Source organism: Sphaerotilus mobilis (assembly GCF_004216565.1).
Taxonomy (GTDB): Bacteria; Pseudomonadota; Gammaproteobacteria; order Burkholderiales; family Burkholderiaceae_C; genus Sphaerotilus; species Sphaerotilus mobilis.
In genome coordinates, this window is the sequence record NZ_SGWV01000012.1 from 144,190 (window position 1) to 171,004 (window position 26,815).

Sequence of the window (26,815 nt, forward strand, 5' to 3'; positions counted from 1 at the left end):
CGGGGCCTCGACCTCGACCAGGTGCGTGAGCTGGTGCCGCTGCAGCCGGCGGTGGCCGGGGCCTCGACCTCGACCAGGTGCGCGAGCTGGTGCCGCTGCAGCCGGCGGTGGCCGGGGCCTCATCCAGGTGCGCGGGCTGGTGCCGCTGCAGCCGCAGTGGCCGGGCCTCGTCCAGGTGCGCGGGCTGGCACATGCCCATCAGGAAGAAGAAAAAATCCAAAACTCCCGCACGCAAAAATTTGGCTACCAGATCGGTTTCCGGTCGGGCAGTTGCAGAGATTCACCACCCCCCCTCCCTTGCGCTCTCCGCGCGCCGACTCGGCGGCCGTCTTGGCATCGCTGCACGGCCGGCACAGCAGCGGCTGCACGTTGTCGGCCTGGCCGGCTGGACCTGGCTCCTTCAGGGCCTGATCCAGGACGGCGCAGTCGCGATCGCGCTGTCAACGGCACAGGCGCGGATGTAGATGACGCCTGAGTCGGGCAGCGGCCCAGGTTGCCGGCGGACGAGTCGCCGGCCTCGCGGGTGGACTCGGTCCAGGCCACGACCTCGACCAGGTGCACGGCTGGCGCGGTGCCAGCGGCGGCAGGCCATGACCTCGACCAGGTGCGCAAGCTGGTCCCGCTGCGGCCGGCGGCAGGCCACGACCTCGACCAGGTGCACGGCTGGCGCGGTGCCAGCGGCGGCAGGCCACGACCTCGACCAGGTGCACGAGCTGGTGCCCGGCCAGCATCGGCAGGCCTCGACCTCGACCAGGTGCACGAGCTGGTGCCCGGCCAGCATCGGCAGGCCTCGACCTCGACCAGGTGCGCGAGCTGGTGCCCGGCCGGCGGCGGCAGGCCTCGACCTCGACCAGGTGCGCGAGCTGGTGCCCGGCCGGCGGCGGCAGGCCTCGACCTCGACCAGGTGCACGGCTGGCGCGGTGCCAGCGGCGGCAGGCCTCGACCTCGACCAGGTGCGCGAGCTGGTGCCGCGCGGCCGGCGGTGGCCGGGGCCTCGACCTCGACCAGGCGCACGAGCCGGCGCCCGGCCAGTGCGGTGCCCGCGGCGGCAGGCGTCGACCCCCCCCACCCCCGAAACCTGCGCGCGCAGAAAAATGAGGAGCAGGCCGGTCCTCTAGACGAGGCCTCTAGAGTTTCGACGCCCCCCCCGGGGGCATGTTGAAGGCAGGTGATCGGCAAGATTCATCGCGAAAAGCACCGCAAACGCTGGTGAAGCGAGCAGAAGAAGACAAGAAGATGTGATTGAGTCAACTCATCTTCTCTTCCTTCCTGCCCCCGCTGCCCCCGCTTTGCCCCCGCCTCTGCCCCCGGTAGCCTGATCGGGCTGGAAGCCGCGCCAATACTGGGTTTCCGGCCGATTCAGCGCCGCTGCCCCCGTTGCCCCCGGTGCCTGATGCACGTCGGCCAAACGTGCACGCCACCGTTCGGCCATCTGGTGCCCTCGATCGCGTCGCGCCGAGTGCAGCGCGAAGAAGAAACCGCCCCGCCGCCTCCCCCGGCGGCCCGGGGATCGGACCCTGTCCGGGTCTGCTGCAGGCGAAGGATCAGCCCCTAGCCCTGCAGGTCAGGCTAGATGGACAACGCCCGGCGCAAGGCCGGGCGGGTGGTGTGCGTCGGTTGTCGGCCTGGCGGCAGGCGATGTGCCTCGGCCCGGTAGAGCTATCCGGCCTTGAAGGCGAGCACCTGTGCCCCGGCTCGCAGCCGGTCGAGGTAGTCGGCCCATCGGGTCATCATGTCGCGCCGCTGCTCGAGGTACTGCGTCCGGTTGTAGGCCCGGCCCAGGGCATCGGGCACGGCGTGCGCGAGCTGCGCCTCGATCACCTCGGGCGCGATGCCCAGCCGCTCGGCAATCATGGTGCGAGCCATCGCCCGGAAGCCATGCGCCGTCATGTCGTCATTGCCGTAGCCCAGGCGACGCAGGGCGCTGCGCACGGTGTTCTCGCTCATGCAGCGCTTGGATGTGCTCAGGGCCGGGAACACGTACTGCCCGGACCCGGTCAGCGGCTGCAGCTCGGCCAGCGCCGCGAGGGCCTGAGCAGACAGCGGCACCAGGTGCGGAGGGCCGTTCACCTTGTCTGCCTTGTTCCGCTTCATGGCGTCGCCAGGAATGGTCAAGAGGGCGTCGGCGGTGTCGACCCAGGACCATTCCATGTGCCGCAGTTCGCCAGGCCGCAGCAGCAGCAGTGCCGACAGGGTCAGCGCGCAGCGGGTGACCGGGTGCCCCTGATATCCCGCCATGTCGCGCAGCAGCGCGCCGACCTGGCCTGGGTCTGTAATGGCTGCATGGTGACGTGTGACCACAGGCCGCAGGGCGTCGCGCAGGTCGGCAGCCGGGTTGCGGGTGCATGCCCCGGTGGCGATGCCGTACCGGAAGACCTGGCCGCATGCGTCCTTGACCCGGTGCGCTGTCTCGATCGCGCCTCGTTCCTCGACGCGTCGCAGGCACTGCAGCAACTCGGGCGCCTCGATCTCGTCCAGCGGTCGCCGGCCGATCCACGGGAAGGCGTCCTGTTCCAGGCGGATGCGTGTCCGCGTAGCGTGGCCGTCGCTCACCTTGGCGGTGTGGACTGTGGCCAGCCACTCGCGGGCCACGGCCTCGAACGATCCAGCCGGCGGCAGGCCTGCGTCGGCGGTCTTCTTCTCCGCCAGCCGCTGCCGGGCCTCTTGCTTCGCAGTCTTCCGGGCGTCGCTCGGGTCGATGCCTGCGCTGACCATCGCCCGCGCCTCGTTCGCCTTCTTCCTGGCCAGCGCCAGGCCGGTGTCCGGGTAGGTGCCCAGACTCAGGTTCTTGCGGACGCCGTTGATCCTGTAGTCGAGCCGCCAGCCGTGCGAACCGCCCTTGACGAACAGGCGCAGGTAAAGGCCGTCGCCGTCGCTCAGCCGCGTGCGAGGGTCGCCGGGCTTGATGCTTCGGATCGTGACGTCGCCGGGGATGAGGTCGCGCGGCATGCAGGAACTTTTCTTGTGCAGGAACCCGGATTGTGGAGTTCCTGCCAAAGTTCCTGCTTCGAGGGCTGGAAGTCCATGCACTTCGGTGCACGTCTATGGACGAAAAAAAGGCCTAAGTGATTGATTCACTTAGGCCTTCTGGACTTCTATGGCCCTTGATGGACCCTGCAATGGTGGAGCCGGGGGGAATTGAAGCTTTATCTCAGGACTTTTGCTCCACTTCGCTCGATGTGAGTGACTGACTACGAGAGAAGTGCCAATGTGCACAAGTGTGCAGTCATATTCTCAAGCCATATCGGACGTGCACTTTGTGCTGTCCAGAAACACTGAAGCCCGCACAAGGCGGGCTTCAGATGAGGAAAGGGTATGGAGGTGGCGGGGTTCGAACCCGCGTCCGCAAGCCTTTTCCGTCCAGTTCTACATGCGTAGCCGTCTGATTTGAGTCTCACCCTCCCAGTCGCGCAGTGGCACGCTACTGGGAGAGCCAGCACCCTTGAGTCTCGTCAGCGTCCAAGGTGCACGGGCGCTGACCAGCCAATGTGAATGACCTCTCTGTCTAACGTCTTGCGACTTCAGACGCGGCCCATTGGCCTACCGCTGAGAGGCTCACCGGTTTTAAGCGGCGAGGGCGTACGAGGTATCGTTCGCAGTTACTTTGTTTCCAGTGGTTTTACGAGCGAACTGGTGCTCGGCATGCCCTGATACGAATCCGTACCTACGTCGAAGCCAATTCACCCCCATAGATGTGCTTGACGAACAGGACAGTATAGCGCAAGTAGCGAGCATGAGAGCGCCGACGCCCGAAATCGGCCAAACGCACGCCCCACCTTAGGCCAGCTCACTGCATTGGCGGCTGGGGTGCCCCGCCAGCTTCTCCGGAAAGGCTGCGCATGAGGCGTTGGCCCCGCAGCGCAAAGCTGCGCGACGCTCAGAAGTTGCGATAGCGACTCAGCGGCAGCCCGTGCCGTTCGACGAATGCATTGGAGCTCTGCAGGGCCACCTGGTTGTCAGTGAGCCATTGCTCTTGTAGGCGTGTCCCCGCTGCCGCATGGCCTACCTGACCTGTTCGCGCGCCGGGGGCTCCCTCGTCACGGGCTTCGACCGGAATCGGGACAACAGCTTCGTTGCGAGGACGGTGAGCGGTGGGCATGTTCGAGTCCATCAGAGCTGAGTTCAGTCTATGCCACGCACAGCTGCTTGGCCGAGGCGTTCGACTCCGTCCCACAAACCAGGGTTTGTGAGACACCTGAGTTGGGCAGCCAGGAACGAGCTTAGGCGGCTCGTTTTGTGTCTCGATTGCCTGTCTTGTTTTCTATGTCCCGTTTCTGTAGAGTTCAACGGGAATCGAGACACTTCCTCACATGTCTATGCTCATTGGCTACGCCCGAGTCTCCACGGACGAACAGAACTTGGACCTCCAAACGGACGCACTGACGAAAGTCGGATGCGAGCGGCTGTTCAGCGACCAGGTCAGCGGCGCCGCCGCAGTGAAGACCGGCCTTGATGAGGCGCTGGCCTACCTTCGAGAAGGCGACACCTTGGTTGTCTGGAAGCTGGACCGGCTCGGGCGCACAGTGAAAGGGCTAGTAGAGCTGGTCGACTTGCTGAAGGGCCGCGGCATCCAGTTCCGCAGCCTGACAGATGGCATCGACACCAGCACGCCCGCCGGCCGGTTCTTCTTCCACATGATGGCGGCCCTCGCTGAAATGGAGCGGGACTTGATTCGCGAGCGTACGACGGCCGGCTTGGCTGCGGCCCGAGCTCGCGGGCGCAAAGGTGGGCGCAAGTCGAAGTTGGATGAGGCAAAGCTCGACGCCGCCCGAAAGCTGCTCACGGCCGGCACGCCGGCCGTCGATGTCGCAAAGACCCTGGGTGTTGGGCGCGCCACGCTGTATCGGCGGTTGAGTGGATGACTGTGCAGGGACAGCTACGGGGCACAGCCTGAGCTGCAGCTCAGCACTGGGGCGACGAGTCGCCTCGGGGGGCAAGTCGCTGAGTGCTATACTTTTGAGACCTTGCATCAGAGAGACCCGGAAAGGCGTCCCGGTGGCCAAGCCCGTGCACAGGGTTAGGCGCTGATGAGGAAAATGTGCATCCTTGCGAGGGCGACCTCGGACGAGGCGACCGACCAAGGTGTCGGAAGCTGGGTGCGCAGCCGCTCCTCCTCAGGTGCAAGGTTCTTTCTTTTACGACCTCACTTCTTGAGCATGTCTGCTCGAAGTTTGGACACGCTGCCGGGCTTCGTCCAATAAGCCGTCACCAGTTTCAGGTGCACATACGGGGCCCCCGTATGCTGCAGGATTCCTGCTGGAGTCTCACCCATCGCGCTAGGTTCAAGGGCTTTGTAGGTGGCGTCGAACATCACAAGCTGGTTCTGGTACCCCTTGCCATGCTCTCCCTTGCTCGTATTTGGCGCGTAGTTCGGACTACCGTGCACGAACAGCTGGGTTAGCAGCTCGGTGACTGCAGGCTGACTTACCCCTTGGAGCGCCCGATGGTCTCGGCAGTGCTCGACGGCCGCTCTTGAAACGATGACGCAGCCAGTTCCCGCTGGAGACCGCGGCTCAAGCGCCGCAAGCTTTTTCGACGTCAACCAAAAGTTGATGAGGGCATTTGCCCGCTTGCTCAAAAACCACGAGAGTTCATCCTGGTCTGGGCCTAGGCACGGGGCAGCGCCTGTGACCCATTCGGTCAACATTTGGGCCATGGCTGCCTTAACTGCCGTCCCGGCCGCTGCAGCTACCCCCTGGAAGGCGGCCCCTTCTGTCGTCAGTCCCGCAGTCACAACAGTGCTGACGTACGACGCGGCCAGGTTGCCTTGTTGTGCTTGTGGCACCGTCAGGGCATTGGATACCCCGTGGTTGGTGGTCATGCTGGTCGGTGAGGTCAATCTCCCAGCATTGTCGCTGCGCCATGTTGGAGCCAGTCTTCAAGCGCCAACGCTGAGTGCACGGATGCGTTTCGGCCAGATTGGAATGACGAACAGTGGGCTAAGCTGAGGCCATAGCCTGCGAACCCGGCGGCCAATGTCGCCAGCAATCTTGGCCGCCGGTCACTTCCACCGACGCGCGGCGTTGAACGCACCAAGAGCCCACGGTCTCACGCGAATGTCATGCTCAGCCGCGTAGATGCGCGCCGCCTCGACATGTGCTTGCGTGAGCCAGGGCCAACTTTCTAGCAGCCGCTCCCAGGTCACCCCTGCGTCTACGCTCGCGAGCACGTTGGCAATCGGAAGGCGCGAACCTGCAAATACCGGCGTGCCGCCCATGACGTCCGCGTCGACCTCGACTTCAGGTGGATGTATGTCGAAGCTCATGCTGCTTTCCCCTAACGATGTCTTCTGATGGACCGGTATGTGTCGAATCCAGCCACTCCGCGGTGCGACGTCATGCACAGACCATCGTCCCCACAGGTAATCAGCCGGTACGCGCACCGAGTACAGCGAACTGACCGCACTCCGAAATGCGATTCAGCCCACCTTAACAAACGCCGTTGGGCTGTGGCAAAGCGCCGACCGGCTCGATGCTCGACCACAGCGTCCACGGCGCAACTGCCGTCAGTTTGAATCGGCATGCAGGACGTGCACGGGTTGACTCTTCGCGACAAAACCGTGCCTCCTTCGATGCAGCAGATACCACGCCGCCGGCACCACCAGCATCGACAGCAGAGGCGCGGTCACCATGCCACCGACCATCGGTGCGGCGATGCGCCCCATGATTTCCGAGCCGGTGCCGTGGCCCCACATCATCGGCACCAGGCCGGCCATCACGATGGCCACGGTCATGGCCTTGGGGCGCACGCGCAGCACGGCCCCCTCACGGATGGCGGCCAGCAGCGTCGCTTCGTTGTCCGGCTCGCCCGCAGCCAGGCGCTGTTTCAGCGCGTTCTCCAGGTAGACCAGCATCACCACGCCAAACTCGGCCGCCACGCCGGCCAGCGCGATGAAGCCCACGGCCGTGGCCACCGAGATGGCGTGCCCCAGCAGCCAGACCAGCCAGAAGCCGCCGACCAGCGAGAACGGCACCGCCGCCATCACCAGCACCGCGTCCGCCGCGTTGCGGAACAGCAGGTAGAGCAGCACGAAGATGACGGCCAGCGTGGCAGGCACCACGACCTTCATGCGCTCGGTGGCTCGCTCCAGGTACTCGAACTGCCCCGACCAGGAGATGGCGTAGCCCGCCGGCATGACGACCTCCTTCGCCACGGCCGCTTGCATGTCGTGCACCACCGAACGCAGGTCGCGGCCGCGCACGTCGACATAGACCCAGCCGGACAGACGCGCATTTTCGCTGCGCAGCATCGGCGGGCCTTCTTCCAGCCGGACATGGGCGACATCCTGCAGCAGCAGTTGCGCGCCCTTTTCGGTCACGAAGGGCAGCGTGCGCAGGCGCTCCAGCGAGTCGCGTATCTCGCGCGGGTAGCGCAGGTTGATGGGGAAGCGCTCCCGGCCGCTCACCACCTCGCCGACGTTCTCACCGCCGATGGCGGTGGCGACGATGGCCTGTACGTCGGCGACCGACATGCCATAGCGTGCAGCGGCTGCACGGTCCACGTCGATGTCGACGTAGCGCCCGCCGGTCAACCGTTCGGCCAATGCCGACGAGACGCCGGGCACGTTCTTCACCACGGATTCAATCTGCGTGGCCAGCTTGTCGATGGTGGCCAGGTCGGTGCCGGCGACCTTGATGCCCACCGGGCTCTTGATGCCGGTGGCCAGCATGTCGATGCGGTTGCGGATGGGTGGCACCCAGATGTTGGACAGGCCCGGCACCTTGACCGCGCGGTCCAGCTCCTCGACCAGCTTGTCCGGCGTCATGCCCGCGCGCCATTGCTCGCGCGGCTTGAACTGGATGGTGGTCTCGAACATCTCCAGCGGCGCCGGGTCGGTCGCGCTGTCGGCGCGGCCGGCCTTGCCGAAGACGCGTTCGACCTCGGGCACCGTCTTGATGAGCCTGTCGGTCTGCTGCAACAACTCGGTCGCCTTCGAGACCGACAGGCCCGGCAGGGCCGACGGCATGTAGAGCAGGTCACCTTCGTCCAGAGGCGGCATGAACTCGCCACCCAGCCGCATGACCGGGATGGCGGTCAGCGCTAACACCAGCCCCGCAATGAGCAGCGTGGCCTTCGGGAAGCGCAGCACGGCCTCCAACGCTGGGCGGTAGAGGCGCATCAGGAAGCGGTTCAGCGGGTTCGCGTTCTCGTGCGGAATCCGGCCCCGCACCAGCAGGCCCATCAGCACCGGCACCAGCGTCACGGACAGCGCTGCGGCCGCCGCCATCGTGTAGGTCTTGGTGAAGGCCAGCGGCGAGAACATCCGGCCCTCCTGCGCCTCCAGCGTGAACACCGGCAGGAAGGACAGCGTGATGACCAACAGCGAGAAGAACAGCGCCGGGCCGACTTCCACGGCAGAGTCGGTCACCAGCGCCCAGCGCTCCGGCGTGGTCGGCATCCGGCCGTGCTGGTGCTCGAAGGCCTCGATGTGCTTGTGGGCCGCTTCCAGCAGCACCACCACGCCGTCGAGTGCCGCGCCGCAGGCCAGCGCGATGCCGGCCAGGCTGAGGATGTTGGCGTTCAGTCCCTGCCAGTGCATGACCACGAAGGCGATGCCCACCGCGATAGGCAGCGAAATGACCGCCACCAGTGCAGAGCGCAGGTGGAACAGAAAGATGGCGCAGACCACCGTCACCGCGATGAACTCCTCGGTCAGCTTCAGCTTGAGGTTGTCGATGGAGCGGTCGATGAGCTTCGAGCGGTCATAGGTCTCGACCACCTCGACGCCCGGCGGCAGGCTGGGCTTGAGCTGTTCGAACTTGGCCTTGACCCCAGCGATGGCGGCTCGTGCGTTCTTGCCCGAGCGCATGACCACGACACCGCCGGTCACCTCGCCTTGCCCGTCCAGCTCGGCGATGCCGCGCCGCATCTCCGGCCCGAGCTGGACGATGGCGACATCGCGCAGCAGGACCGGCGTGGCGCCGGTGAGGGTGACCGGTATGCCGCGGAAGTCGTCGAGCGACTTCAGGAAGCCGCGCGAGCGCACCATGTACTCGGTCTCGGCCAGCTCGACCACCGAGCCACCGGACGACTGGTTTGCCTTCTGAAGCGCCTCCATCACCATGCCCTGCGTGACACCGACCTGGCGCATGCGGTCCGGGTCGAGCACGACCTGGTACTGACGCACCATGCCGCCGATGCTGGCGACCTCGGCCACGTCGGGCACCGTCTTCAGCTCGAACTTCAGGAACCAGTCGTTGAGTGCGCGCAGCTGGGCAATGTCGGTCTTGCCCGTCTTGTCGACCAGCGCATATTCGTAGACCCAGCCCACACCAGTCGCATCGGGCCCGAGTGCCGCGGTGGCGCCCGCCGGCAGGCGGCTCTGCACCTGGTTGAGGTACTCGACCACACGCGAGCGCGCCCAGTACGGGTCGGTCTTGTCGTCGAACAGGATGTAGACGAAGGAGTCGCCGAAGAACGAGTAGCCCCGCACCACCTTGGCGCCCGGCACGCTGAGCATCGTCGTCGTCAGCGGATAGGTCACGAGGTCCTCGACCACCTGTGGCGGCTTGCCCGGGTAGCTGGTGCGCACGATGACCTGGGTGTCCGACACGTCCGGCAGGGCGTCCACCGGCGTGTTGGCCACCGAGAACAGCGCGGCGGCGACAAGAAAGGCCGTGGCGATGAGGACCAGGAAGCGGTTCGCGACCGACCAGCGGATGAGTGCGGCAATCACTTGGCGCCTCCCAGGCGGTGGACCGAGACCAGCTCGTAGTCGTCGCCCTTCTTCTTGAACTCGAAGTGCACCGAGTCACCGGGCTTCACGTCCGGGAAGGCCTTGGCGCTGGGCTTGTTGAAGCCCATGGTCATCGCAGGCCACTTGAGCTCGGCGATGGCACCGTGGGAGATGGTCAGGCTGTCGGCCTCGACGCTCTCGACCTTGCCTTGCGCCATGTAGCTCGCAGCGGCAGGGGCGGCAGCCTTCGATGCCGGCATTGAGGCCGGCGCGGACGCTTGCGTCGCTGCGGGTTCGGCCGCAGCCAGGCTGCCCAGCACAGAGCGCAGTCGCGCCTCGGAGTCGACGAGGAACTGGCCGCTGGCCACCACCTGGTCGCCCTCCGCCAATCCTTGAAGAACCTCCAGCTGGTCCCCGAGTTCAGCCCCCAGCTTGACCTCACGCGGCTCAAAGGCCCCGTTGTCCTTGCGCACGATGGCGACTGCACGCGTGCCGGTGCGGATGATGGCCTCGGACGGCACCACCAGCCGCGATGCGGTCGGGCCGGCCACCTGCAGGCGCAGCAGCATGCCTGGGACCAGCTTGCCGCCCCGGTTGTCGACCTCGAAGCGGGCCTGCAGCGTGCGCGTCGTAGCGTTCACCTGGGGCAGGATTTCCTGCATCGTTCCCGTGAACGTCTGGCCGGGGTCGGCCTGCAGCGCTGCCGAGACCTTCTGTCCGCGCTTGAGTTGCACGGCTTGGGCCTCTGGCACTTCGGCCACAGCCCAGACCTTCTCCAGGCCGGCGATGCGGAACAGCGTCATGCCGGGCGACACGGCGACGCCCTCGCGCACCCCGAGTTCGGCGATGACGCCGCCGGCGGGTGCGACCAGGGTGTAGCGGGCGTTGGGCGTGCTGCCTTCCTCGGCCTGGCGGACCAGGTCGGCCGGGATGGACATCGCCCGCGTGCGCTCGCGCGCTGCCGCCACCAGCTCGCCCGATGCGCCCGAGCGCTTCAGCGCGATGAGCTCGTTCAGCGGCCCCAGCCATTCCGGTGCGAACACGGTGCCCAGCGCTTGTCCCTTGGCCACGCGCTCCATCGGCGCGCGTACAGCCAGGCGCTCCAGGTAGCCGGCGGTGCGCGTCTGCACCGCGACGTTCAGGCGCTCGTCGAACTGCACCGCGCCGACCGCGTCGAAGGATGCGCTGACATCGGCCCGCTTCACGACTGCGGTGCGGATGCCGAGGTTCTGCTGCACCTGCGAACTCACCTTGACGCCGGTGTCGCTGGCTTCATCGGCGTAGACGGGCTGCAGCTGCATGTCCATGAACGGCGACTTGCCCGGCTTGTCGAATCGGGCACCGGGGGTCATCGGGTCCTGCCAATACAGGACCTTGCGTTCACCGGCGGCGGATGCAGCCGCAGCAGGGGCCTGGCCCTGCGCACCGACGCCATGCGAGGAGACGGCGCTGCTGCGGCCCAGATAGAAGGCGCCGCCGCCAATGACGAGAGCAGCAGCCAGGGCCACGACAGAAAGTTGGACGCGGCTCATTGCGCTGCTCCTTGGGACATTGGCTTGAACACGAGTTGCGCTTGGGTTTTGGCCAGGTCGCGCTTCAGGTTGAGGACCTTGCGCTGAGCCTCAACCTCGGCGTGGCGGGCCTCGAACACCATCACGAGGCTGGCTTGGTTGGAGCGGTAGGCCGCGAGCGTGGCGGCGGTGCGCTGCTTCAAGGGCTCCAGCACGGCGGTCTGGAAGCGCTCGACGCGTTCCTGCAGGCGTCGAGCGTCGCTGGACAGCGCGGCGTACTCGCCCGCGGCGGCACGGCGGGCCTCTTCGGCGTCGGCCTCGGCCTTCTCGACCAGGGCCAGCTTGGCTGCGGTCTCGCGGTCCTGGCGTGCTGCCGGCGCCACCGGGAGCGGAATGCTCACGCCGAAGGACATCAGGTCCGGGCGGCCGACCCGCTGGCCGTAGGACACCTCATAGCTCCAGTTCGGCTTCCGGCTTAGGCGCGCCACTTCGACCTCCTGGCGGGCCACGTCGATGTCGCGCTGCTTGGCGACGACGAGGGGGTGCGCGGCCACAAAGGCGTCGGACGTGGGCGCGATGGCCACGTTCGGTGCGGCGAGTTCTTCGGCAGGTTCTCCCGTCCAGCGACTCAGGCCAGCGACGGCCGCTGCCTGCTGCTGACGGGTGTCGGCGGATTCATCCTCGGCAGCACCTACGGCGCTGGTCAGCCCCAGCACCTCGGCACTGTTGCCGGACAGGGTCGCTAGGCGGCCCTTGCCAGTCTCGAGCTCCTCGCGGGCGTGCTTCTCATTGAGCGCGGTGAGCTTGAGCGCTTCGCCGGCGTAGTAGGCCTCGATGTAGGCCATCGCGGTCTGCATGCGGGCGTCCGCCGCTGCGACGCCTTCCATCACCGTTTCGCGCCGGTGCATCGCGCTCGAGACGGCCTCGCGTGCCGAGCGCTTGTCGGCTGAGACCCACTCCTGGGCGATGCCGATGCGCTTCATCGTCATGTCCTCGGCGTTGGTGCTGAACCGGCCGCTGCCCGTGACGGGCAAGTTGTCGATGCCAACGGTCAGCATCGGGTCGGGCTGCTGGCCGGAGGCGCGGGCCATCTCGGCGGCGCTCATGGCGCCGGCGCGGGCCGCGCGTGCCATCTGCGAGCGCTGGACCGCCAGGTCAACGGCCTGGTCGAGGGTGAAGGGTTCTGCAACCGCCCTGATGGCTGGCAGCAAGGCGGCAGCCAGGGCGACTGCGCGCAGGATGTTTTTGGGCACGGGGAGACTCCGAAGACGAACGGGAAGGACGCTGGCCTGCGGACGCACCGCAGCAGCACCGGTCAGTCGACGGAGTGGCTCAGACTCGGAATCGGAGCGTGGTGAGGAACAGTGGGTCCGGGGGCGGATGCACCTCGGACGACGCGGTGGCAGGCACGGCGTGCGCCTCCAAAGCGTCCAGCACGAACGGCAGCTCAAGCGCCTGGATGACCGCCACCAGGACGACGGCCGGCAACTTGACCGCCTCAAAAGTCTTGGCGGGGTTGGCCGAGTGCTCGTGGCAGAGCGCCGGCTGCTGCGTGTCCATGCCCTCGCATGGCTGGCCCGCCTGCACCATGGCGGCCATCGCTTCGGCCCCCACTTCCTGCGGGCAGACGTAGCTCGCCAATGCCAGCTGCGAGAACAGCAGCGACAACACCACGAAGAACGCGGTGGTCAGGCGGTGGAGGCGCAGGCTGAGCATGGATAGAGGTAGCTTAGAGGGGCTGAGCCAGGCGGGGCTTGTCTTAGGTCAAGCTCCGCCTGGCTTCGGCTTACTTCGCCACTTCGATGGCGGTCACGGTCAGCGCACCGTTGAGGTTCTCGGCAGCGAACTTGACCTTGTCTCCGGCCTTGACGGCGTCCAGCAGCTTGCGGTCGGCCACCTTGAAGACCATCGTCATGCCGGGCATGTCGAGGTTGGCAATCGGGCCGTGCTTGAGGGTGAGCTTGCCCTGGTCCTTGTCGACCTTGCGGACTTCACCGTCGCTCGCCGGTGCCGCTGCAGCGGATGCACCAGCCGGGTGGTGGGCGGAGTGGTCCACGTTGGACTGGGCGTGCGCCGCGGTGGCCAGGGCGAACAGGGCGGCTGCGGTGATGTGAATGAGTTTCATGAGTAGGTTCCTTCAAGCTTTGGGGTAGGCGGCGAACACGGTCTCGTGCCCGCTCTTGTCGATGAGAAAGACGTTGTAGGGGTCCTTGCGGGCGCCCATTTCCATGCCGGGTGAGCCGGGCGGCATGCTGGGTACGGCCAAGCCGACGGCCTTGGGCTTCAAGACCAGCAGGCGCTTGACTTCCTCAGCCGGGACGTGTCCCTCCAAGGTATAGCTCGCGACGGTCGCCGTGTGGCAGCTGCCGAACCGGTCAGGCATCCCGAGTCGTTGACGAACGGCACTGGTGTCTTCGACCAACGTCACTTTGACTGGGAACCCAGCAACCTTCAGATGGTCGACCCAGGCGCCACAGCAGCCGCAAGACGGGTTCTTGAAAACCTCGACTTGCGGCAGCGAGGTCGCCGCAATGGCCGGGAGCGAGGCGAGCGCCGTCGCACCCCAGGCCAGGGAGATAAGACGGCGCCGGTTCACTTGACGACGACCTTGCCGACCATGCCCGCTTCGAAGTGTGCAGGCATTAGGCAGGCGAACTGGTACTCGCCGGCCTTCGTGAATTGCCAAACGATGTCGCCCTTCATGCCCGGCTTGACGTGCGCCATGTTCGCGTCGGCATGTTCCATGTTCGGGAACTTGCGCATCATCTCAGCGTGTTCCTTCAGCTCCGAGACGGTGCCCAGGACCATCTCGTGCATCACCGCGCCATTATTGGCAGCGATGAACTTCACGGTCTCGCCACGCTTGATGGTGACCAGGTCAGGTGTGAAACGCATCGTGTCACTCATGTCGACCTTGATGGTCCGGGTCACCTTCTTCGGGTCGCCCTCGCGACCGAACGCGCGCTCTTCAACCTTGGATGCGTCGAAGACGTGCGCCTTCATCGGGTGACTTTCGTCGCCATGGGCGTAGGCGCCCGCAGCGCTCAGGGCAGCCAAGGCGGCGATGGTGAGGATGTGAAGCTTTTTCATGGGAATTCTTTCGTTCAGTGGCCGGTGTGGCCGTTGGGCTTGCGAACTTGCAGGGTGTTGGCGTCAGCGACGGGCGCGGTCGCCCGGGGTGCCTCGGACACTTCGGCGGTGTATTCAGATGCGACGGTGCCGGCGGGGTGCTGGTACCAGCCCGGGTCCTTGTAGTCGCCAGGGGCGAGGTTGTCGCGGACCTTCACGACGCTGAACATGCCACCCATACCGACGGGGCCGAAGGGCCCGGTGCCGGTCATCATCGGCAGCGTGTTGTCGGGGATGGGCATCTCCATCTCGGCCATGTCATGCATGCCGCGCTCGCCCATCACCATGTAGTCGGGCACCAGGCTCGAAATCCTCTTGGCAACGTCCCGGTGGTCCACGCCAATCATGGTCGGGACGTTGTGCCCCATCGCGTTCATGGTGTGGTGGGACTTGTGGCAATGGATGGCCCAGTCGCCGGCGATGGCGTCGAACTCGATGGCCCGCATCTGGCCCACGGCGATGTCGGTCGTCACCTCGGGCCAACGCGCCGACTTCTGCACCCAGCCGCCATCCGTGCCCGTCACCTCGAAGTGAGGCCCGTGCATGTGGATGGGGTGGTTGGTCATCGTCAGGTTGCCGACCCGGATGCGGACCTTGTCGCCCGTGCGGGCGACGAACGGGTCGATGCCCGGGAAGGCCCTGCTGTTCCACGTCCACAGGTTGAAGTCGAGCATGGTGTTGACCTTGGGCGTCGCACTGCCCGGCTCGATGTCGTAGGCGTTCAGGATGAAGCCGTAGTCGCGGTCGACCTTGAACTGCTTGATGTCCTTCGGGTGGACGATGAACAGGCCCATCATGCCCATCGCCATCTGCGTCATCTCGTCGGCATGCGGGTGGTACATGAAGGTGCCCGAGCGCTGCAGCACGAACTCGTACATGAAGGTCTTGCCGACCTGGATGGGCGGTTGCGTCAGGCCCGTCACGCCGTCCATGCCCGAAGGCAGGAGGATGCCGTGCCAGTGCACCGAGGTGACCTCGGGCAGCTTGTTGGTGACGAAGATGCGAATGCGGTCACCCTCGACGGCTTCGATGGTCGGGCCGGGGCTGGAACCGTTGTAGCCCCAGAGATTGGCCTTCATGCCGGGCGCGATTTCGCGCACCACCGGCTCGGCGACAAGGTGGAATTCCTTGACGCCGTTCTTCATGCGCCAGGGCAGAGACCAGCCGTTGAGGGTCACGATGGGCTGGAAGGGGCGGCCATCAGGGGGAGCGGGAGGCGGCAGGGTGGCGGCTGAGGTCTGGATGACGGCCTCGGGCAGCAGCGCTGCTCCAGCCTTGCTGACGGCGGCGGCCCCAAGGAGGGACGCGCCTGCGGCCTTGAAGAAGGTTCTACGGTTGCTCATGCTTGTTGTCTTTCTCAGTGGCCGCCAGATTGGCTCGATTCGGTCGCCTTGGCGGCGCCGACGCCGCTACCGCCACTGGGCGAGCGCCCCGTGACCGCGGTTTGCAGGTTGGTCTCAGCCACCCAGAAGTCGCGCAGTGCCTCGACGGCCCCCACGACGCCTGTCACCTGGTCCTTGGAGTCGGACAACAGGTCGAACACGCTGGCCAGCATCCCGTTGTAGCGAAGCAGGTTTTCCTCGGAGATGCGCTTGCGCAGCGGCACTACCTCATCCCGGAAGTGCTTCGCTACGTCATAGGACGTCCGGTAGGCCGAGTACGACTCGCGCACCTCGGAGCGGGCCTTGATGGCCACCGCGGCCGTGCGATTCACCGCCTGCATGTAGGTCGATTCCGCACGCGCAACCCGTGCAGAGCCGAAATCGAAGAGCGGCAGTTCCAACTCGATTTCGTAGCCCTGGCTGAGCGCTTCGCCTGTGGCGCTCTTGTTCTGGTAGCCCACATGCAAGACGTTCACGAAGCGCGTGGCCTTGCTCAGGCCGAGTGACTTGGCAGTGGCCTCGGTCGAACGCTTGGCCATGAGCACGTCCAGCCGCTTGTCCATGGCCGTCTGCTCGGCGTCCTTGGGCTCCGCAGGCGCCGTAGGCAGGTCAGGCAATCGGTCCGGCAGCTTCACGTCGAGCTGACTGCCCGAGAGGCCGAGCGCGCGCACAAGTGCCTCGCGCGCCGCGACGGCCTGGTGCTGCGCCTTGGCCAGGTTGGTGACGGCGTCCGAGTAGAAGGACTGCTCGCGCATCTGGGCCAGCTTGCTGAAGTTGCCCGCCAGGACCATGCGCTTGGCGAGGTCGTTGGAGGCATCGGCGGCTGCCTTCACCTGCGCGAAGTAGCCCACCAACTGCTGGGCCGCCACCGCCTCGAAGAATGCCTTACGCGCCTCAGCAGCGGTACCGACGGACTCGTAGGCCGCCTGGAGCTGTGCCTGTTCGAACCGACGCTGCTCGACCTGCTTGGCCAGCGGCATGGTCAACAGCCCAAGGACGTTGAAGACGACGGCACGGTCGATTTCGACCACGCCGTTGCCACTCAGCCGCCCGAAAGTGAAAGAGGGGTTGGCCAGGCGTCCAGCGCGAACCAGGTCGGCCTCGGCGATGCCCAAATCGGCGTAACTGGCCTGCAGCTCCTTGTTGTTCAGGAGCGCGACTTCAACGGCTGCATCTGCGGTCAGCGGCTGCTTGAGCAGTTCAGCCACGCGCGTTGCCGCCGAATCCGCCTGGTCAGCAGACCGCTGATAGGACGGCGACTGGCCGATGCGGTCCTTGGTGAGCTTGTCGACGGAGTCGAACCCGCCATCCTGCGAGAAAGAGGCGCAGCCAGTCAGCACCAGGCTGGCCACGGCAACAGCAGTGAGCCGAATCATGGCTTGCCTCCCTGCATCGGATGGTTCATCCCTGGCATGGACTTCATGTCATGCGCGGGCATACCGGCTTTCGGTGTTGCTGGAGGGACGGTCGCGGGGGCGGTTTGGCTGGGCTGGCTGGGTTGAACACCCTGCTTGGCGGCAGCCGCGCCGACGGCATCGTTCAAGGCTCGCCAGTCGCCTGGTTCGAGGTCCTTGAACGGCTTGAAGTCCGCGAAGGCCGAGATGTACTTGAGCTGAGTGGCCGGTCTGGTCGGCTCAGCGGGCTGGGCAATTGCCAGCATTGGGGCACAGGCACTGAGACCTGCGACCCACAACAAAGTGGATTTCTGCATGGATTGAACACATCTGACGAACCGAGCGGAAAGCTCGGAAATACCTCGCACGCTGGACGTGCGAGTCCCTGTCAGCCTGCTACGGCAGGCTAGGCGGGGTCAGATGGCTCTGGGAGGGCGGTCCTGGCCTTCCGACTGGAAGTCGGGCGCAGGCGCACTGAGAGCGGGAAACACGATGGAAGCAACCGGCATGGCATCCGGGGCGGACGGCAGTTCCGTCACCATCGCAGCGGCGTGACATCCACTGGCACAGATGTGGCAGCTGTCACTCTTGGCTCCATCGTCGGCAGCGGTCACGCCTTTGTCTGCGTGCCCCTGGTCTACGTGGGCAGCAACGTCGTCGCCGTGCATGCCATGGTGCGCATGGCCGACTGCGGCGGTGAACTCACTCGTCTGGCCCGGTTCTGCACAAAGCATGGTCGCGGCCACCGCACCCCGGAAGGGGAGCAGCACGCAAACAAGCAGCAGAACGAGGATGCGAAAAAGTCTCACTGACAAAAGCCTAGCAGAGGTTGGTCAAGCCAATATGTCAAATAGGGCCGAAGTTTAGCGTTCAGGTGTCAGTTCTCACGCTTGGTCGTCGCTTGCACAAGGTGCGAGTGGTGGGCGTGGTTATCTCCACAAGGCACCTCGGACGCGAGCGAGTCGATGATGGGGCACTCGGGTCGGTCATCGCCCTTGCAGCCATGCACCAGATGTTCGAGAGCTGCTTTCATGGCCAGAAGTTCCTTGGCCTTCTTGTCCAGTTCCTGGATGTGTTGAAGGGCGAGCGACTTGACCTCGCGGCTGGGTCGCCCTCGGTCATGCCAAAGACCCACGAGTTGTCCCACCGTCTGCAGTGAGAAGCCCAGGTCACGAGCGTGCCGGATGAAGCGAAGCGTCTCCACATCAGCCGCACCGTATTGGCGATACCCAGAGTCGGTCCGCTGGGCCGCAGGCAGCAGACCTACCTCTTCGTAGTTCCGAATCATCTTGGCCGACACGCCAGATGCAGCAGCTGCCTGACCGATGTTCATCATCAACAAGTTCCTTGAACCGACTTCTCGGTCAGTCTAAACCTTCCCCCTATGGGAGGGTCAAGCGGTCCCGGTGGTGAGATGACAGAGGTCAAACGGGGACCGTGCTTCGCTTGACCTTCCTGCGGAGGGAAGGTTCAAAGTGACCTCACCAACAGCGAAGGAGCTTGTGATGTTCACCTACCAAGTCAACGACATGACCTGCGGTCACTGCGTCAGCGCCATCACGAAGGCGGTCTTGGCCATCGACAACGGTGCGAAGGTCGATGTGGACCTTGCCGAGCACATCGTGCGCATCGAATCGGCCAACGCCGCAGACGACACGCTCAGGCAGGCCATCCAGGCCGCTGGCTACGAGCCCACCGCCGTCAAACCGACCGTTGGGCGTCCCGAAGCGCAGCGCACCGGTGGTTGCTGCTGCGGTACTGGCGCCGCTCGGTGCGGTGCTTGATGCCGGTCAATTGAAGCCCGGCGAAAGCTGCCAGTCTTGTCACATCTTCAGGAGATAACCATGCGTTCGATTCTCGTTCTCGCTACCGCCGCCACGTTTGCAGCCGGTGCGTTCGCCCAGGCCGCCCCGTCTGACAAGGACCATGCGGCACATCATCCCGCAGGTGCTTCGGCACCTGCCGCCTCTGTCAAGGCACCAGCGAAGCCCGCAGCAAAGGCGGCACAGAGGCCAGCTACCGCAGCCAGCACCCCGTCGCCTGCGCAGATGGACACCATGATGAAGTCGATGCAGGAGATGCACGACAAGATGATGGCGGCCAAGACTCCCGAAGAGCGCCAGGCCCTGATGGCCGACCACATGAAGGCCATGAAGGACGGCATGGACATGATGGGGCAGATGAAGGGCGGCAAGTCCTCGATGGGGATGGGTGGCATGGGCGCCAAAGGCGGCATGGAGGGCATGCAGGGTCACCACGACATGATGTCCCAGCGCATGGACATGATGGAAATGATGATGGACCGCGAGGCAACTCGCTCCGCGCCTGCGAAGTGACACCCAGGGGCTGCCATGGACCACGACCATCATGACGTGCCGCCTTTCTGGCGCTCACCTGCGGGACTGACGCTGCTGGTAGCCCTTGCGGTCGGCGGCTTCTTTCTGGTCACGGAGCACACCGCCCACTTGTTGGGTGCTCTGCCTTACCTGCTCTTGCTGGCCTGCCCGCTGATGCATGTGTTCATGCACCGCGGCCATGGTCACCAACACGGGCAACCAAGGAGTACGGATGATGACCAACGTCGGCAATGACTACGGCCTTTGGGGCATGGTTCTCGTCAACTCCGTCGTCTTCGTCGGGTTCGCGTACAGCTTCTTCAAGCCGACGAACCTGCGGGACTGGCGCAGCTTTGGCGCGTACAGCGCCTTCGTGGTTGCCCTGTTCGCCGAGATGTACGGATTCCCGCTGACCATCTACCTGCTGTCGGGCTGGCTGGGGACCAAGTTCCCGGGTGTGAACATCTACGGGCATGACGCCGGTCATCTGTGGTGGGTCCTGACTGGCCGACAAGTTGACCCGCACTTCGGGGTCCTGCACATCCTGAGCTTCGTCTTCCTCTTTGCTGGGTTCACCTTGCTCTCGAACGCCTGGCATGTGCTGTACCACGCGCAGCGCCGGCATCAGCTGGCCAAAGCTGGCCCGTATCGCCGAGTTCGACATCCCCAATACATCGGCTTCGTGGCCATCATGTTCGGGTTCCTGCTGCAGTGGCCGACCTTGCTGACGCTCGCGATGTTCCCGGTGCTCGTGGTGATGTACGTGCGCCTGGCGATTGCGGAGGAGCGTGACTCCGAGATGGCCTTCGGCCAGGCTTGGCGCGACTACGCGTCCCAGACCCCGCGCTTCATTCCCAAGCTGTCGGGTTGGAACACCGACCGACCGGTCAACAGTCACTGAATACACCTCGGACCGCCCCATGAACCAGAACCCCACCCCTCCGTCCCGCTGGCGTTCACCGATGGGCATCTTCATGCTCATCGCTGGAGCGGTCGGTATTTACTACCTCCTGACGGAGCACCTGACGCACGTCACCCAGGCGATTCCGTACTTGTTCCTCCTGGCGTGCCCGTTGATGCATCTGTTCGGACACCACCACGGTGGGCACGGCGGACACGGAAGCCACGGCGAGCAGAGCCAGAGCGACGCCAAGCCTGACAAGCGGGAGTGACGTGAACGGGGGTAGCTGCCCAACGGGCACCTTGAAGGCTGCCGAACTGGCCTCCGGCCTGGGGGCCATCGTGCTGGGAGCGGGGCTGGCCCTGATGCTGCCCGACTGGCTGCGCAACTACGCGCTGCCGCTGCTCGTCGTCGGCGTGGTCGTCCACGGACTGGCATGAGCCTGAAATACCAATTGGCGCGCCGGGATGGGCCTCCCTTTTGGTGGGAGCGGACGCTGTTCTGGCTGTGCTGGACCTGCCTGGCTGGGCTTGTCGTCTGGATTGCCATCGCAGCCATCGCTGTTCAGCCGTGAAACTGGGTTTCGAGAACCGTCGATAGAACTCCGCTTGACCTTCCCGCTCGGGCAAGGTTGAAACTGCGAAGAAGAACAGGAGCACGCCATGCCGTCATCGAACACAGAACACCGCGCCCACGCTGGGCATGAGCACGTCCACCCCGCTGCTGAGCTGCCTTTGGCGGACGGCCACGGACCGGTGGCAGGCCATGACCACCAGGCCCGTGTTGGCCATGGTGGTCACGCAGGTAACGCAGGTAACGCAGGTAACGCAGGTAACGCAGGTAACGCGCATGCACAGGGCGACGTCACCCATCACAACGCGGAGCCCGGAACACATGTGATGCCAGATGGCACGGTGATGAAGGGTTCGCACTGCGACCACGCTCACCATCCCGCAGGTCACGACCACGTCGGGCATGAGCACCACCACTCGGTCGCCTCCTTGCCGGCACCTCAGGGCGACCTGAGCCAGGTCGAATACACCTGCCCGATGCACCCGCAGGTGCGCCAGATGAACCCCGGAAACTGCCCCCTCTGCGGCATGGCCCTGGAGCCGGTGCTGGCCACGGCCGAACAGGGCGAAAGCCCCGAGTTGCGCGACATGACTCGGCGCTTCTGGATTGGGACCGCGCTCACGGTGCCGGTCTTCGCGCTCGAGATGGGGGGGCACTTCTTCAATGTCCACCAGTTCATTGCGCAGCAGGCCTCGAACTGGGTGCAACTCCTACTGGGTACGCCTGTCGTGCTCTGGGCGGGGTGGCCGTTCTTCGTCCGCGCGGTCGCATCGGTGAAGAACCGCAGCCTGAACATGTTCTCGCTCATCGCACTGGGCACCGGTGCGGCCTGGCTGTACAGCATCGTCGGCACGGTGGTTCCTGCGCTGTTCCCCGCCGAGTTGCGCTTGGCGGACGGTGCGGTGCCCATCTACTTCGAGGCCGCGGCCGTCATCACCGTGTTGGTGCTGCTCGGGCAGGTGCTCGAACTGCGGGCGCGCGAGAAAACGTCCGGCGCCATCAAGGCGCTGCTGGGCCTGGCGCCCAAGACGGCGGTCAAGGTCAACGCCGACGGCCGTGACGAGACGGTCCAGGTCGACGCCATCCAGGTCGGCCACTTGTTGCGTGTGCGTCCTGGCGAGAAGGTCCCGGTCGACGGCGAACTCACCGAGGGCAAGGGCAACGTCGACGAGTCGATGGTGACTGGCGAGCCGATTCCGGTGGCCAAGGCCGTGGGGTCCAAGGTCACGGCCGGGACGTTGAACCAGACCGGCGGCTTCGTGATGCGGGCCGAGAAAGTCGGTGCCGACACGCTGCTGTCCCAAATCGTGCACATGGTCGCTGCTGCCCAGCGCAGCCGTGCACCCATCCAGCGCATGGCCGACCAGGTGGCGGGCTGGTTCGTGCCCGTGGTCATGCTGGTGGCCGCGCTGACCTTCGCAGTCTGGCTGGTCTGGGGGCCCTCGCCGGCGTTCAGCTATGCGCTCATCACCGCAGTGGCGGTGCTCATCATTGCCTGCCCGTGTGCGCTGGGGCTGGCGACGCCGATGTCCATCATGGTCGGCGTGGGCAAGGGCGCGCAGCACGGCGTGCTCATCCGTGATGCCGAGGCGCTGGAAAAGATGGAGAAGGTCGACACGCTGGTGGTCGACAAGACGGGAACGCTCACTGAGGGGCGCCCGAAGGTCGTTCACATTGAAGCAGCGGCTGGCTTCGGCGCCGATGATGTGCTGCAGAAGCTGGCGAGCGTCGAACGGGCCAGCGAACATCCCTTGGCAATGGCCATCGTGATGGATGCGCAAGAGCGCAAGCTGACGCTGTTGCCGGTCACCGACTTCGACTCTCCGGTCGGCAAGGGGGTCGTCGGCACCGTCGATGCGCAAGTCGTTGTCTCTGGCAGCGCGAAGTTCCTGGCCGAGCACGCCATCGACTCAGGCCGCCTGGCCGCAGCAGCCGAAGCGCAACGGCAGAAGGCTGCCACGGTCATCTTCGTGGGCATCGGAGGCCAGCTGGCCGGTTTCGTCGCGATTGCCGACCCCATCAAGGCCACGACGCCACAGGCGCTGAAGGCTCTCCAGGCCGCCGGCGTGCGCGTGGTCATGCTGACGGGCGACGGCAAGACGACGGCCGAGGCTGTGGGCCGCGAACTGGGTATCGACGAGGTGGTGGCCGAGGTATTCCCAGAGGACAAGGCGGCCGTGGTCAAGCGCCTGCAGAGCGAAGGCCGCGTGGTGGCCATGGCAGGCGATGGTGTCAACGATGCGCCCGCGCTGGCCGAGGCCACCGTAGGAGTTGCGATGGGGACCGGAACCGACGTGGCGATGGAAAGCGCTGGCATCACGCTGCTCAAGGGCGACCTGATGGGCATCGTGCGGGCGCGCACGCTGTCCCAGGCCACCATGAGGAACATCCGGCAGAACCTGTTCCTGAGCTTCGCCTACAACGTGGCGGGCATTCCGCTCGCCGCGGGCGTGCTCTACCCGTTTTTCGGGCTGCTGCTCTCGCCGGTAGTTGCTGCGGCGGCGATGGCGTTGTCGTCGGTGAGCGTCATCGCGAACGCGTTGCGCCTGCGTACGGCGAAGGTCGAGTGACCGGGAGCGTGGCGTGGCGTCTTGCTTAGCGCAGCAAGTCTGCAAGATGAAGGTCCAGTGAGACTTGGCGACTTTGGGCTCGCGGCAACCCTTCGACAGCCGCCTTCGCCGCCACCTCATCACCGACGAGCAGCACCTGCCGCTGCGCGCGCGTGACAGCCGTGTAGACCAATGTTCGGTCCAACAGGCGGTGGCCGGTCAGTGGCACGATGACGCGCGGCCATTGCGAGCCCTGGGCCTTGTGCACCGTGATGGCGTAGCCCAGTTCGAGGTCGTCGAGCATGTCCTGCACGATAGGCCGGCGCACGCCGTCGTCCCAATCGACCCAGGCCAGCGCCACGCTGGTCGCCTCGCCATCCTCGTTTGTCAGCATGCGCGGCTCATCGTCGACCTGGACGACGACGCCGAGCGAGCCGTTCTGTAAGCCACGGTCCCAGAGGTTGCGCGTGCACAGCACCGGGTCGCCGAGGTGGAGTCCGACCCGGGCGAAGGCCTCATGCCGTTCGTCCCACACCTGAACGGCCTTGGCCTCGGCCGTGAGCGCCGACTGGCACAGGGCGTTGAGCCCCTTGGCGCCGTCGACGCCATTGCGCCGCGCGCAGAGCACCTGGGTGTTCACCGGGTCCTGCCTGTACAGGCGCAGGACCGTCTCGGGGAGGGAGGCTTCCGCTCCGGCCGAGGGGTGGACCCCGCAAGGTATGAACCCGATTGCCGCCTCTGGGTCGGGCGAAAGTGCTGGCCAGCGGCCCTCGCGAATGGAGGTCGCCGCGGCCGCGATGGCGCCGCCGTAGCGCTTGACCACCGTGAGCTGCGCCACGGGCACTTGCGGCACCGCTGTGAGCGCGTGGAGCACCAAGCCGGGCCCGACAGGCATCAGCTGCGCGGGGTCACCTACCAGCAACAGGCGTGGCGCAGGCCCGAGCACCTCGCACATCCGGCTCATCGTGATGATGTCGACCATGCTGGCCTCGTCGACGACGACCACGCTGCGTTCGTCGAAGGTACCCTCTGCTGCAGTGCGCAAAAAGCTTGCGATGGTCGAGGCGGGGCGGCCGGTGGCTTCCTGCATGCGCTTGGTCGCTCGACCTGCCAGGGCCAGTTGCGTGACGGAGATACCGGCACTGTCGTACACGTCGTAGAGAGCCTTGAGCACGGTCGTCTTGCCGACGCCGGCGCCGCCCGTGATGAGGGCGAACGAACTGGCTGCCGCGAGGTGGACCGCTTCCCACTGCTGGGGGTTCAGCTCGATGCCCTCAGCCTTCTCGTAGTGCAGCAGCAGCTCGTCGACATCGTCCGTGGGCAGGAGCGCCGGCCCCGTGGCCGTGAGGCGGTCGGCGACCGCCTGCGCGACCTGGCGCTCCATCACCATGGCACCCAGTGGCTGAACGCCGTGCAGGCCGACCACGAAGCTGCCGTTGGACAGGCCCTGCGACAGCGCGGTCGGGATGAGGCTGCGCCAACGGAAGGTCTTGGTCTGCGCGCCCAGGACGCCCTGAAGTACGTCCATCAGCTTGGACGAGAGCACCGAGGTGTGTCCAGCGGCGAAGACGCGGTAGCAGGCCTCCTCGATGGCGCCCTGAAGGCGGCGAGGGTCGTCCACGGCCACGCCGAAGTGCGTGCGAGCCAGGGCATCCGTCTGGCGCCACGTGGCGCAGAAGCTCAACAGTCGGTAGGGGTCTTCCTCGAGCTTCTCGGCCGTGTCGGAGCCGAAGAACTGCAGCACCTTCCGGCCGAGCGCCAAGTCAAAGCCCTGGGCCTGCAGCCACTGCAGTGTGCGGCTGTCGCCGTGCTGCGCCCAGGCCGCGACAACCTGCGCCGCGCTGTCTTGGGTGAGCACCTTCGCCAGCTCGGCAGCGTTTCGGGCATCCAGGTGGTTGTAGAGCGTCTCCCCGAACGCTTCCCAGAGCTTCCGCGCTTTGACCTGGCCGATGCCCTCGAAAGCGGGGCTGTCAGCCATGAAGGCGATGATGTGCTCGCCCGACGGGCGCAGCAGAACGGCGCTGGAGGCGTCAATCTGCGTCTCGGCCACCTGGTAGCCATTGACCTCCAGCAGGCGCTTAGAGGTCTCGCCAGCCACTTTCCACCATTGGCCAGGCTCGACTCGGGACCCACCCAGCGCTGCGCCCGAAGCCTTGACGACGAAGTAGCCGGTGGCGTCTTGCACCCGACCCTGGTCGTCGATGGGCTTGGCGGAGAAGATGCAGCCGCCGAAACCGCGCGGGTTCTGGCTGCGGATGGAGGCGACCCGAAGGTTCTGCTCGACGGTCAACGCGGCAGCCTCCCCGTCAGGGACAGGGCGTCGCGTAGAACGGCGTACCTCTCTATCGTGCGCTTGAGCTCCGACACCTCGGCTTTGAGGCCGGCGTTCTCCTGCTCCAGGCGTCGGAGCCGTTCGGTCTCCTGGGCGGCACGAAGGCGGCCCGGCTCGCGCACCGTCGACGCTTGGGGGGCGTCAGGGTCGCGCTCAACGGCCGGAGGCAGGACGCCTCGCAGGCGCAGTGCGTCCTCCAACTCGCGAAGGGCGGCCTTGATGCGAGGATTCTGGTCGAGCGCCGACTTGGCGAAACCGCACTCCTTGGCGACCTCAACGCGAGACAACACGCCGCGGCTGGCCATCGCTCGGAAATCGTCGTCGGTCTTGCTCGCGACCCAAGTGGCAAACGTCCGGACGTTCTGCTCAGCCAATTGCTGCCCACTTGCCACTATTTCGTCCTCCTGTCGCAACTCATCGCTCCTGCTCCTTCAGCCGCCGCAGCGCGTCGAGGAAGGGGCGAAGTCGAGGGCCTGAGACAACAACCCGCCGGCCTGGCGCTGCCGCAAGGTCTCGAATCTCTGCCTTGTCCATGTCCACTTCAAAAACATCGCCATCCATGTTGACGCGGTCAATCACCGCTCTGAGCGCCCAGACCGTATCTGCGTAGGCCACATGTGCCTCAGACTCGGATAAGGCCGGTCCTCCGGCCCCAGGACGCACCACATTTCCAGCGTGTTCGCGTACTCGGGCGGCCAACTGCTCCTTCAAGGAACCAAGTTCCATTTGCGCGTCGACGAGTTTCGCCCGCAGCAGTTCAGGGGGGGCATCCTTGTCTGCAACAAAGGTAGACGCTCCGGACTGCCCCGCCAAGAACTCCAGCAGCATTCGGTGATAGAGCGGGTTTCGAATCAAGGTCGTCCGGTGAATCTTGGTCCGCTCTGCCATGTCCGAGACGAGGGTGGCCTTGTCGGGGTACGGCATCTTCCTTCGTCGAGCCTTTTCCAGTTCCGCGCGAAGCAACTCGACCGAGGTTCCCTGCTGGGCCGCCCGGAATGCCTTGAAGTTGTCGGTTCCCTTGGGTACGCCCAC

At 65.6% G+C, this 26,815-nt stretch carries 27 protein-coding genes and 1 other RNA gene; 9 read left to right on the forward strand and 19 right to left on the reverse strand.

Annotation, left to right across the window (positions count from 1 at the left end; all coding sequences use genetic code 11):
- Positions 1 to 1,659 precede the first annotated feature (1,659 nt).
- The 3 genes from EV685_RS18425 to EV685_RS18435 form a co-directional block, all read right to left on the reverse strand.
- The gene (locus EV685_RS18425) at positions 1,660 to 3,030 is read right to left on the reverse strand and encodes a tyrosine-type recombinase/integrase (protein ID WP_338054464.1); all 1,371 of its coding nucleotides are present in this window, start codon (positions 3,028 to 3,030) and stop codon (positions 1,660 to 1,662) included.
- Positions 3,031 to 3,313: 283 nt separating this feature from the next.
- Positions 3,314 to 3,688, reverse strand: a transfer-messenger RNA (tmRNA) gene (gene ssrA / locus EV685_RS18430).
- 189 nt (positions 3,689 to 3,877) lie between these two features.
- Positions 3,878 to 4,111, reverse strand: coding sequence for a type II toxin-antitoxin system CcdA family antitoxin (locus EV685_RS18435; RefSeq protein ID WP_130483525.1), 234 nt, complete (start codon positions 4,109 to 4,111; stop codon positions 3,878 to 3,880).
- A 205-nt stretch (positions 4,112 to 4,316) separates the two neighbouring features.
- Here EV685_RS18435 and EV685_RS18440 point away from each other — a divergent pair, with 205 nt between their 5' ends.
- Positions 4,317 to 4,862, forward strand: a complete 546-nt coding sequence (locus tag EV685_RS18440; protein WP_130483635.1) for a recombinase family protein — start codon at positions 4,317 to 4,319, stop codon at positions 4,860 to 4,862.
- A 281-nt stretch (positions 4,863 to 5,143) separates the two neighbouring features.
- On the opposite strand, the gene EV685_RS18445 is transcribed toward EV685_RS18440, so the two are convergent.
- From EV685_RS18445 to EV685_RS18500, 12 genes are all read right to left on the reverse strand, one after another.
- Positions 5,144 to 5,821: a hypothetical protein gene (locus tag EV685_RS18445; protein WP_130483526.1), complete on the reverse strand. Its 678-nt coding sequence runs from the start codon at positions 5,819 to 5,821 to the stop codon at positions 5,144 to 5,146.
- Positions 5,822 to 6,001: 180 nt separating this feature from the next.
- Positions 6,002 to 6,265 carry a DUF433 domain-containing protein gene (locus EV685_RS18450; protein ID WP_130483527.1) on the reverse strand — a complete coding sequence of 88 codons (264 nt, stop codon included), beginning with the start codon at positions 6,263 to 6,265 and terminating at the stop codon, positions 6,002 to 6,004.
- Positions 6,266 to 6,505: 240 nt separating this feature from the next.
- On the reverse strand, positions 6,506 to 9,676 hold the full coding sequence (locus EV685_RS18455; RefSeq protein ID WP_130483528.1) for an efflux RND transporter permease subunit: 3,171 nt from the start codon (positions 9,674 to 9,676) through the stop codon (positions 6,506 to 6,508).
- Positions 9,673 to 11,208, reverse strand: a complete 1,536-nt coding sequence (locus tag EV685_RS18460) for an efflux RND transporter periplasmic adaptor subunit (protein ID WP_130483529.1) — start codon at positions 11,206 to 11,208, stop codon at positions 9,673 to 9,675. Before EV685_RS18460 ends, EV685_RS18455 begins: the two co-directional genes overlap by 4 nt.
- On the reverse strand, positions 11,205 to 12,488 hold the full coding sequence (locus EV685_RS18465) for a TolC family protein (RefSeq protein WP_242615665.1): 1,284 nt from the start codon (positions 12,486 to 12,488) through the stop codon (positions 11,205 to 11,207). The genes EV685_RS18460 and EV685_RS18465 overlap by 4 nt, the downstream gene beginning before the upstream one ends.
- A 31-nt stretch (positions 12,489 to 12,519) precedes the next feature.
- Positions 12,520 to 12,903 carry a hypothetical protein gene (locus tag EV685_RS18470; protein ID WP_130483530.1) on the reverse strand — a complete coding sequence of 128 codons (384 nt, stop codon included), beginning with the start codon at positions 12,901 to 12,903 and terminating at the stop codon, positions 12,520 to 12,522.
- Between the two features lie 70 nt (positions 12,904 to 12,973).
- Positions 12,974 to 13,312, reverse strand: coding sequence for a copper-binding protein (locus EV685_RS18475; protein ID WP_130483531.1), 339 nt, complete (start codon positions 13,310 to 13,312; stop codon positions 12,974 to 12,976).
- A 12-nt stretch (positions 13,313 to 13,324) separates the two neighbouring features.
- Positions 13,325 to 13,783: a DUF411 domain-containing protein gene (locus EV685_RS18480; protein WP_130483532.1), complete on the reverse strand. Its 459-nt coding sequence runs from the start codon at positions 13,781 to 13,783 to the stop codon at positions 13,325 to 13,327.
- Positions 13,780 to 14,277, reverse strand: coding sequence for a cupredoxin domain-containing protein (locus EV685_RS18485; protein WP_130483533.1), 498 nt, complete (start codon positions 14,275 to 14,277; stop codon positions 13,780 to 13,782). Before EV685_RS18485 ends, EV685_RS18480 begins: the two co-directional genes overlap by 4 nt.
- Positions 14,278 to 14,291: 14 nt before the next feature.
- A complete protein-coding gene (locus EV685_RS18490; RefSeq protein ID WP_130483534.1) occupies positions 14,292 to 15,659 on the reverse strand; it encodes a multicopper oxidase family protein in 1,368 nt (455 codons plus the stop codon).
- A 14-nt stretch (positions 15,660 to 15,673) separates the two neighbouring features.
- A complete protein-coding gene (locus tag EV685_RS18495) occupies positions 15,674 to 17,074 on the reverse strand; it encodes a TolC family protein (protein ID WP_130483535.1) in 1,401 nt (466 codons plus the stop codon).
- Positions 17,071 to 17,358 carry a hypothetical protein gene (locus EV685_RS18500; RefSeq protein ID WP_165396862.1) on the reverse strand — a complete coding sequence of 96 codons (288 nt, stop codon included), beginning with the start codon at positions 17,356 to 17,358 and terminating at the stop codon, positions 17,071 to 17,073. The genes EV685_RS18495 and EV685_RS18500 overlap by 4 nt, the downstream gene beginning before the upstream one ends.
- A 306-nt stretch (positions 17,359 to 17,664) precedes the next feature.
- Between EV685_RS18500 and EV685_RS18505 the strand changes: the two genes are divergently transcribed.
- On the forward strand, positions 17,665 to 17,904 hold the full coding sequence (locus tag EV685_RS18505) for a hypothetical protein (protein WP_130483537.1): 240 nt from the start codon (positions 17,665 to 17,667) through the stop codon (positions 17,902 to 17,904).
- A 65-nt stretch (positions 17,905 to 17,969) separates the two neighbouring features.
- On the opposite strand, the gene cueR is transcribed toward EV685_RS18505, so the two are convergent.
- Positions 17,970 to 18,425 (reverse strand): Cu(I)-responsive transcriptional regulator, encoded by a 456-nt coding sequence (gene cueR / locus EV685_RS18510; RefSeq protein ID WP_130483538.1) that lies wholly within the window; start codon positions 18,423 to 18,425, stop codon positions 17,970 to 17,972.
- A 172-nt stretch (positions 18,426 to 18,597) separates the two neighbouring features.
- Here cueR and EV685_RS18515 point away from each other — a divergent pair, with 172 nt between their 5' ends.
- From EV685_RS18515 to EV685_RS18540, 7 genes are all read left to right on the forward strand, one after another.
- The gene (locus tag EV685_RS18515; RefSeq protein WP_130483539.1) at positions 18,598 to 18,876 is read left to right on the forward strand and encodes a heavy-metal-associated domain-containing protein; all 279 of its coding nucleotides are present in this window, start codon (positions 18,598 to 18,600) and stop codon (positions 18,874 to 18,876) included.
- Positions 18,877 to 18,936: 60 nt separating this feature from the next.
- Positions 18,937 to 19,428, forward strand: coding sequence for a hypothetical protein (locus EV685_RS18520; protein WP_130483540.1), 492 nt, complete (start codon positions 18,937 to 18,939; stop codon positions 19,426 to 19,428).
- Between the two features lie 15 nt (positions 19,429 to 19,443).
- Positions 19,444 to 19,683, forward strand: a complete 240-nt coding sequence (locus EV685_RS18525; protein WP_130483541.1) for a DUF2933 domain-containing protein — start codon at positions 19,444 to 19,446, stop codon at positions 19,681 to 19,683.
- Positions 19,664 to 20,329: a methyltransferase family protein gene (locus EV685_RS18530; protein ID WP_130483542.1), complete on the forward strand. Its 666-nt coding sequence runs from the start codon at positions 19,664 to 19,666 to the stop codon at positions 20,327 to 20,329. Before EV685_RS18525 ends, EV685_RS18530 begins: the two co-directional genes overlap by 20 nt.
- Positions 20,330 to 20,348: 19 nt before the next feature.
- The gene (locus EV685_RS18535) at positions 20,349 to 20,600 is read left to right on the forward strand and encodes a DUF2933 domain-containing protein (protein WP_130483543.1); all 252 of its coding nucleotides are present in this window, start codon (positions 20,349 to 20,351) and stop codon (positions 20,598 to 20,600) included.
- A gap of 31 nt (positions 20,601 to 20,631) precedes the next feature.
- Positions 20,632 to 20,769: a hypothetical protein gene (locus EV685_RS20715; RefSeq protein WP_207224871.1), complete on the forward strand. Its 138-nt coding sequence runs from the start codon at positions 20,632 to 20,634 to the stop codon at positions 20,767 to 20,769.
- A gap of 459 nt (positions 20,770 to 21,228) precedes the next feature.
- Positions 21,229 to 23,472 (forward strand): copper-transporting P-type ATPase, encoded by a 2,244-nt coding sequence (locus tag EV685_RS18540; protein WP_130483637.1) that lies wholly within the window; start codon positions 21,229 to 21,231, stop codon positions 23,470 to 23,472.
- A 25-nt stretch (positions 23,473 to 23,497) separates the two neighbouring features.
- On the opposite strand, the gene EV685_RS18545 is transcribed toward EV685_RS18540, so the two are convergent.
- The 3 genes from EV685_RS18545 to EV685_RS18555 are packed head-to-tail and all read right to left on the reverse strand — an operon-like array spanning position 23,498 to position 26,815.
- Positions 23,498 to 25,741 carry an ATP-dependent DNA helicase gene (locus EV685_RS18545; protein WP_130483544.1) on the reverse strand — a complete coding sequence of 748 codons (2,244 nt, stop codon included), beginning with the start codon at positions 25,739 to 25,741 and terminating at the stop codon, positions 23,498 to 23,500.
- Positions 25,738 to 26,196, reverse strand: coding sequence for a VPA1267 family protein (locus EV685_RS18550; RefSeq protein ID WP_242615666.1), 459 nt, complete (start codon positions 26,194 to 26,196; stop codon positions 25,738 to 25,740). Before EV685_RS18550 ends, EV685_RS18545 begins: the two co-directional genes overlap by 4 nt.
- A 1-nt stretch (position 26,197) precedes the next feature.
- Positions 26,198 to 26,815 (reverse strand): hypothetical protein, encoded by a 618-nt coding sequence (locus EV685_RS18555; protein WP_130483545.1) that lies wholly within the window; start codon positions 26,813 to 26,815, stop codon positions 26,198 to 26,200.

What these genes read in the sequence shown, in the direction of transcription:
- EV685_RS18450 (WP_130483527.1), bottom strand. Translation starts at nt 6,265, where the DNA reads ATGAGCTTCGACATACATCCACCTGAAGTCGAGGTCGACGCGGACGTC.
- EV685_RS18525 (WP_130483541.1), top strand. Translation starts at nt 19,444, where the DNA reads ATGGACCACGACCATCATGACGTGCCGCCTTTCTGGCGCTCACCTGCG.
- EV685_RS18490 (WP_130483534.1), bottom strand. Translation starts at nt 15,659, where the DNA reads ATGAGCAACCGTAGAACCTTCTTCAAGGCCGCAGGCGCGTCCCTCCTT.
- EV685_RS18435 (WP_130483525.1), bottom strand. Translation starts at nt 4,111, where the DNA reads ATGGACTCGAACATGCCCACCGCTCACCGTCCTCGCAACGAAGCTGTT.
- EV685_RS18485 (WP_130483533.1), bottom strand. Translation starts at nt 14,277, where the DNA reads ATGAAAAAGCTTCACATCCTCACCATCGCCGCCTTGGCTGCCCTGAGC.
- EV685_RS18540 (WP_130483637.1), top strand. Translation starts at nt 21,229, where the DNA reads ATGCCAGATGGCACGGTGATGAAGGGTTCGCACTGCGACCACGCTCAC.
- EV685_RS18440 (WP_130483635.1), top strand. Translation starts at nt 4,317, where the DNA reads ATGCTCATTGGCTACGCCCGAGTCTCCACGGACGAACAGAACTTGGAC.
- EV685_RS18445 (WP_130483526.1), bottom strand. Translation starts at nt 5,821, where the DNA reads ATGACCACCAACCACGGGGTATCCAATGCCCTGACGGTGCCACAAGCA.
- EV685_RS18500 (WP_165396862.1), bottom strand. Translation starts at nt 17,358, where the DNA reads ATGCTGGCAATTGCCCAGCCCGCTGAGCCGACCAGACCGGCCACTCAG.
- EV685_RS18475 (WP_130483531.1), bottom strand. Translation starts at nt 13,312, where the DNA reads ATGAAACTCATTCACATCACCGCAGCCGCCCTGTTCGCCCTGGCCACC.
- EV685_RS18520 (WP_130483540.1), top strand. Translation starts at nt 18,937, where the DNA reads ATGCGTTCGATTCTCGTTCTCGCTACCGCCGCCACGTTTGCAGCCGGT.
- cueR (WP_130483538.1), bottom strand. Translation starts at nt 18,425, where the DNA reads ATGAACATCGGTCAGGCAGCTGCTGCATCTGGCGTGTCGGCCAAGATG.
- EV685_RS18495 (WP_130483535.1), bottom strand. Translation starts at nt 17,074, where the DNA reads ATGATTCGGCTCACTGCTGTTGCCGTGGCCAGCCTGGTGCTGACTGGC.
- EV685_RS18470 (WP_130483530.1), bottom strand. Translation starts at nt 12,903, where the DNA reads ATGCTCAGCCTGCGCCTCCACCGCCTGACCACCGCGTTCTTCGTGGTG.
- EV685_RS18535 (WP_130483543.1), top strand. Translation starts at nt 20,349, where the DNA reads ATGAACCAGAACCCCACCCCTCCGTCCCGCTGGCGTTCACCGATGGGC.
- EV685_RS18515 (WP_130483539.1), top strand. Translation starts at nt 18,598, where the DNA reads ATGTTCACCTACCAAGTCAACGACATGACCTGCGGTCACTGCGTCAGC.
- EV685_RS18530 (WP_130483542.1), top strand. Translation starts at nt 19,664, where the DNA reads ATGACCAACGTCGGCAATGACTACGGCCTTTGGGGCATGGTTCTCGTC.
- EV685_RS18460 (WP_130483529.1), bottom strand. Translation starts at nt 11,208, where the DNA reads ATGAGCCGCGTCCAACTTTCTGTCGTGGCCCTGGCTGCTGCTCTCGTC.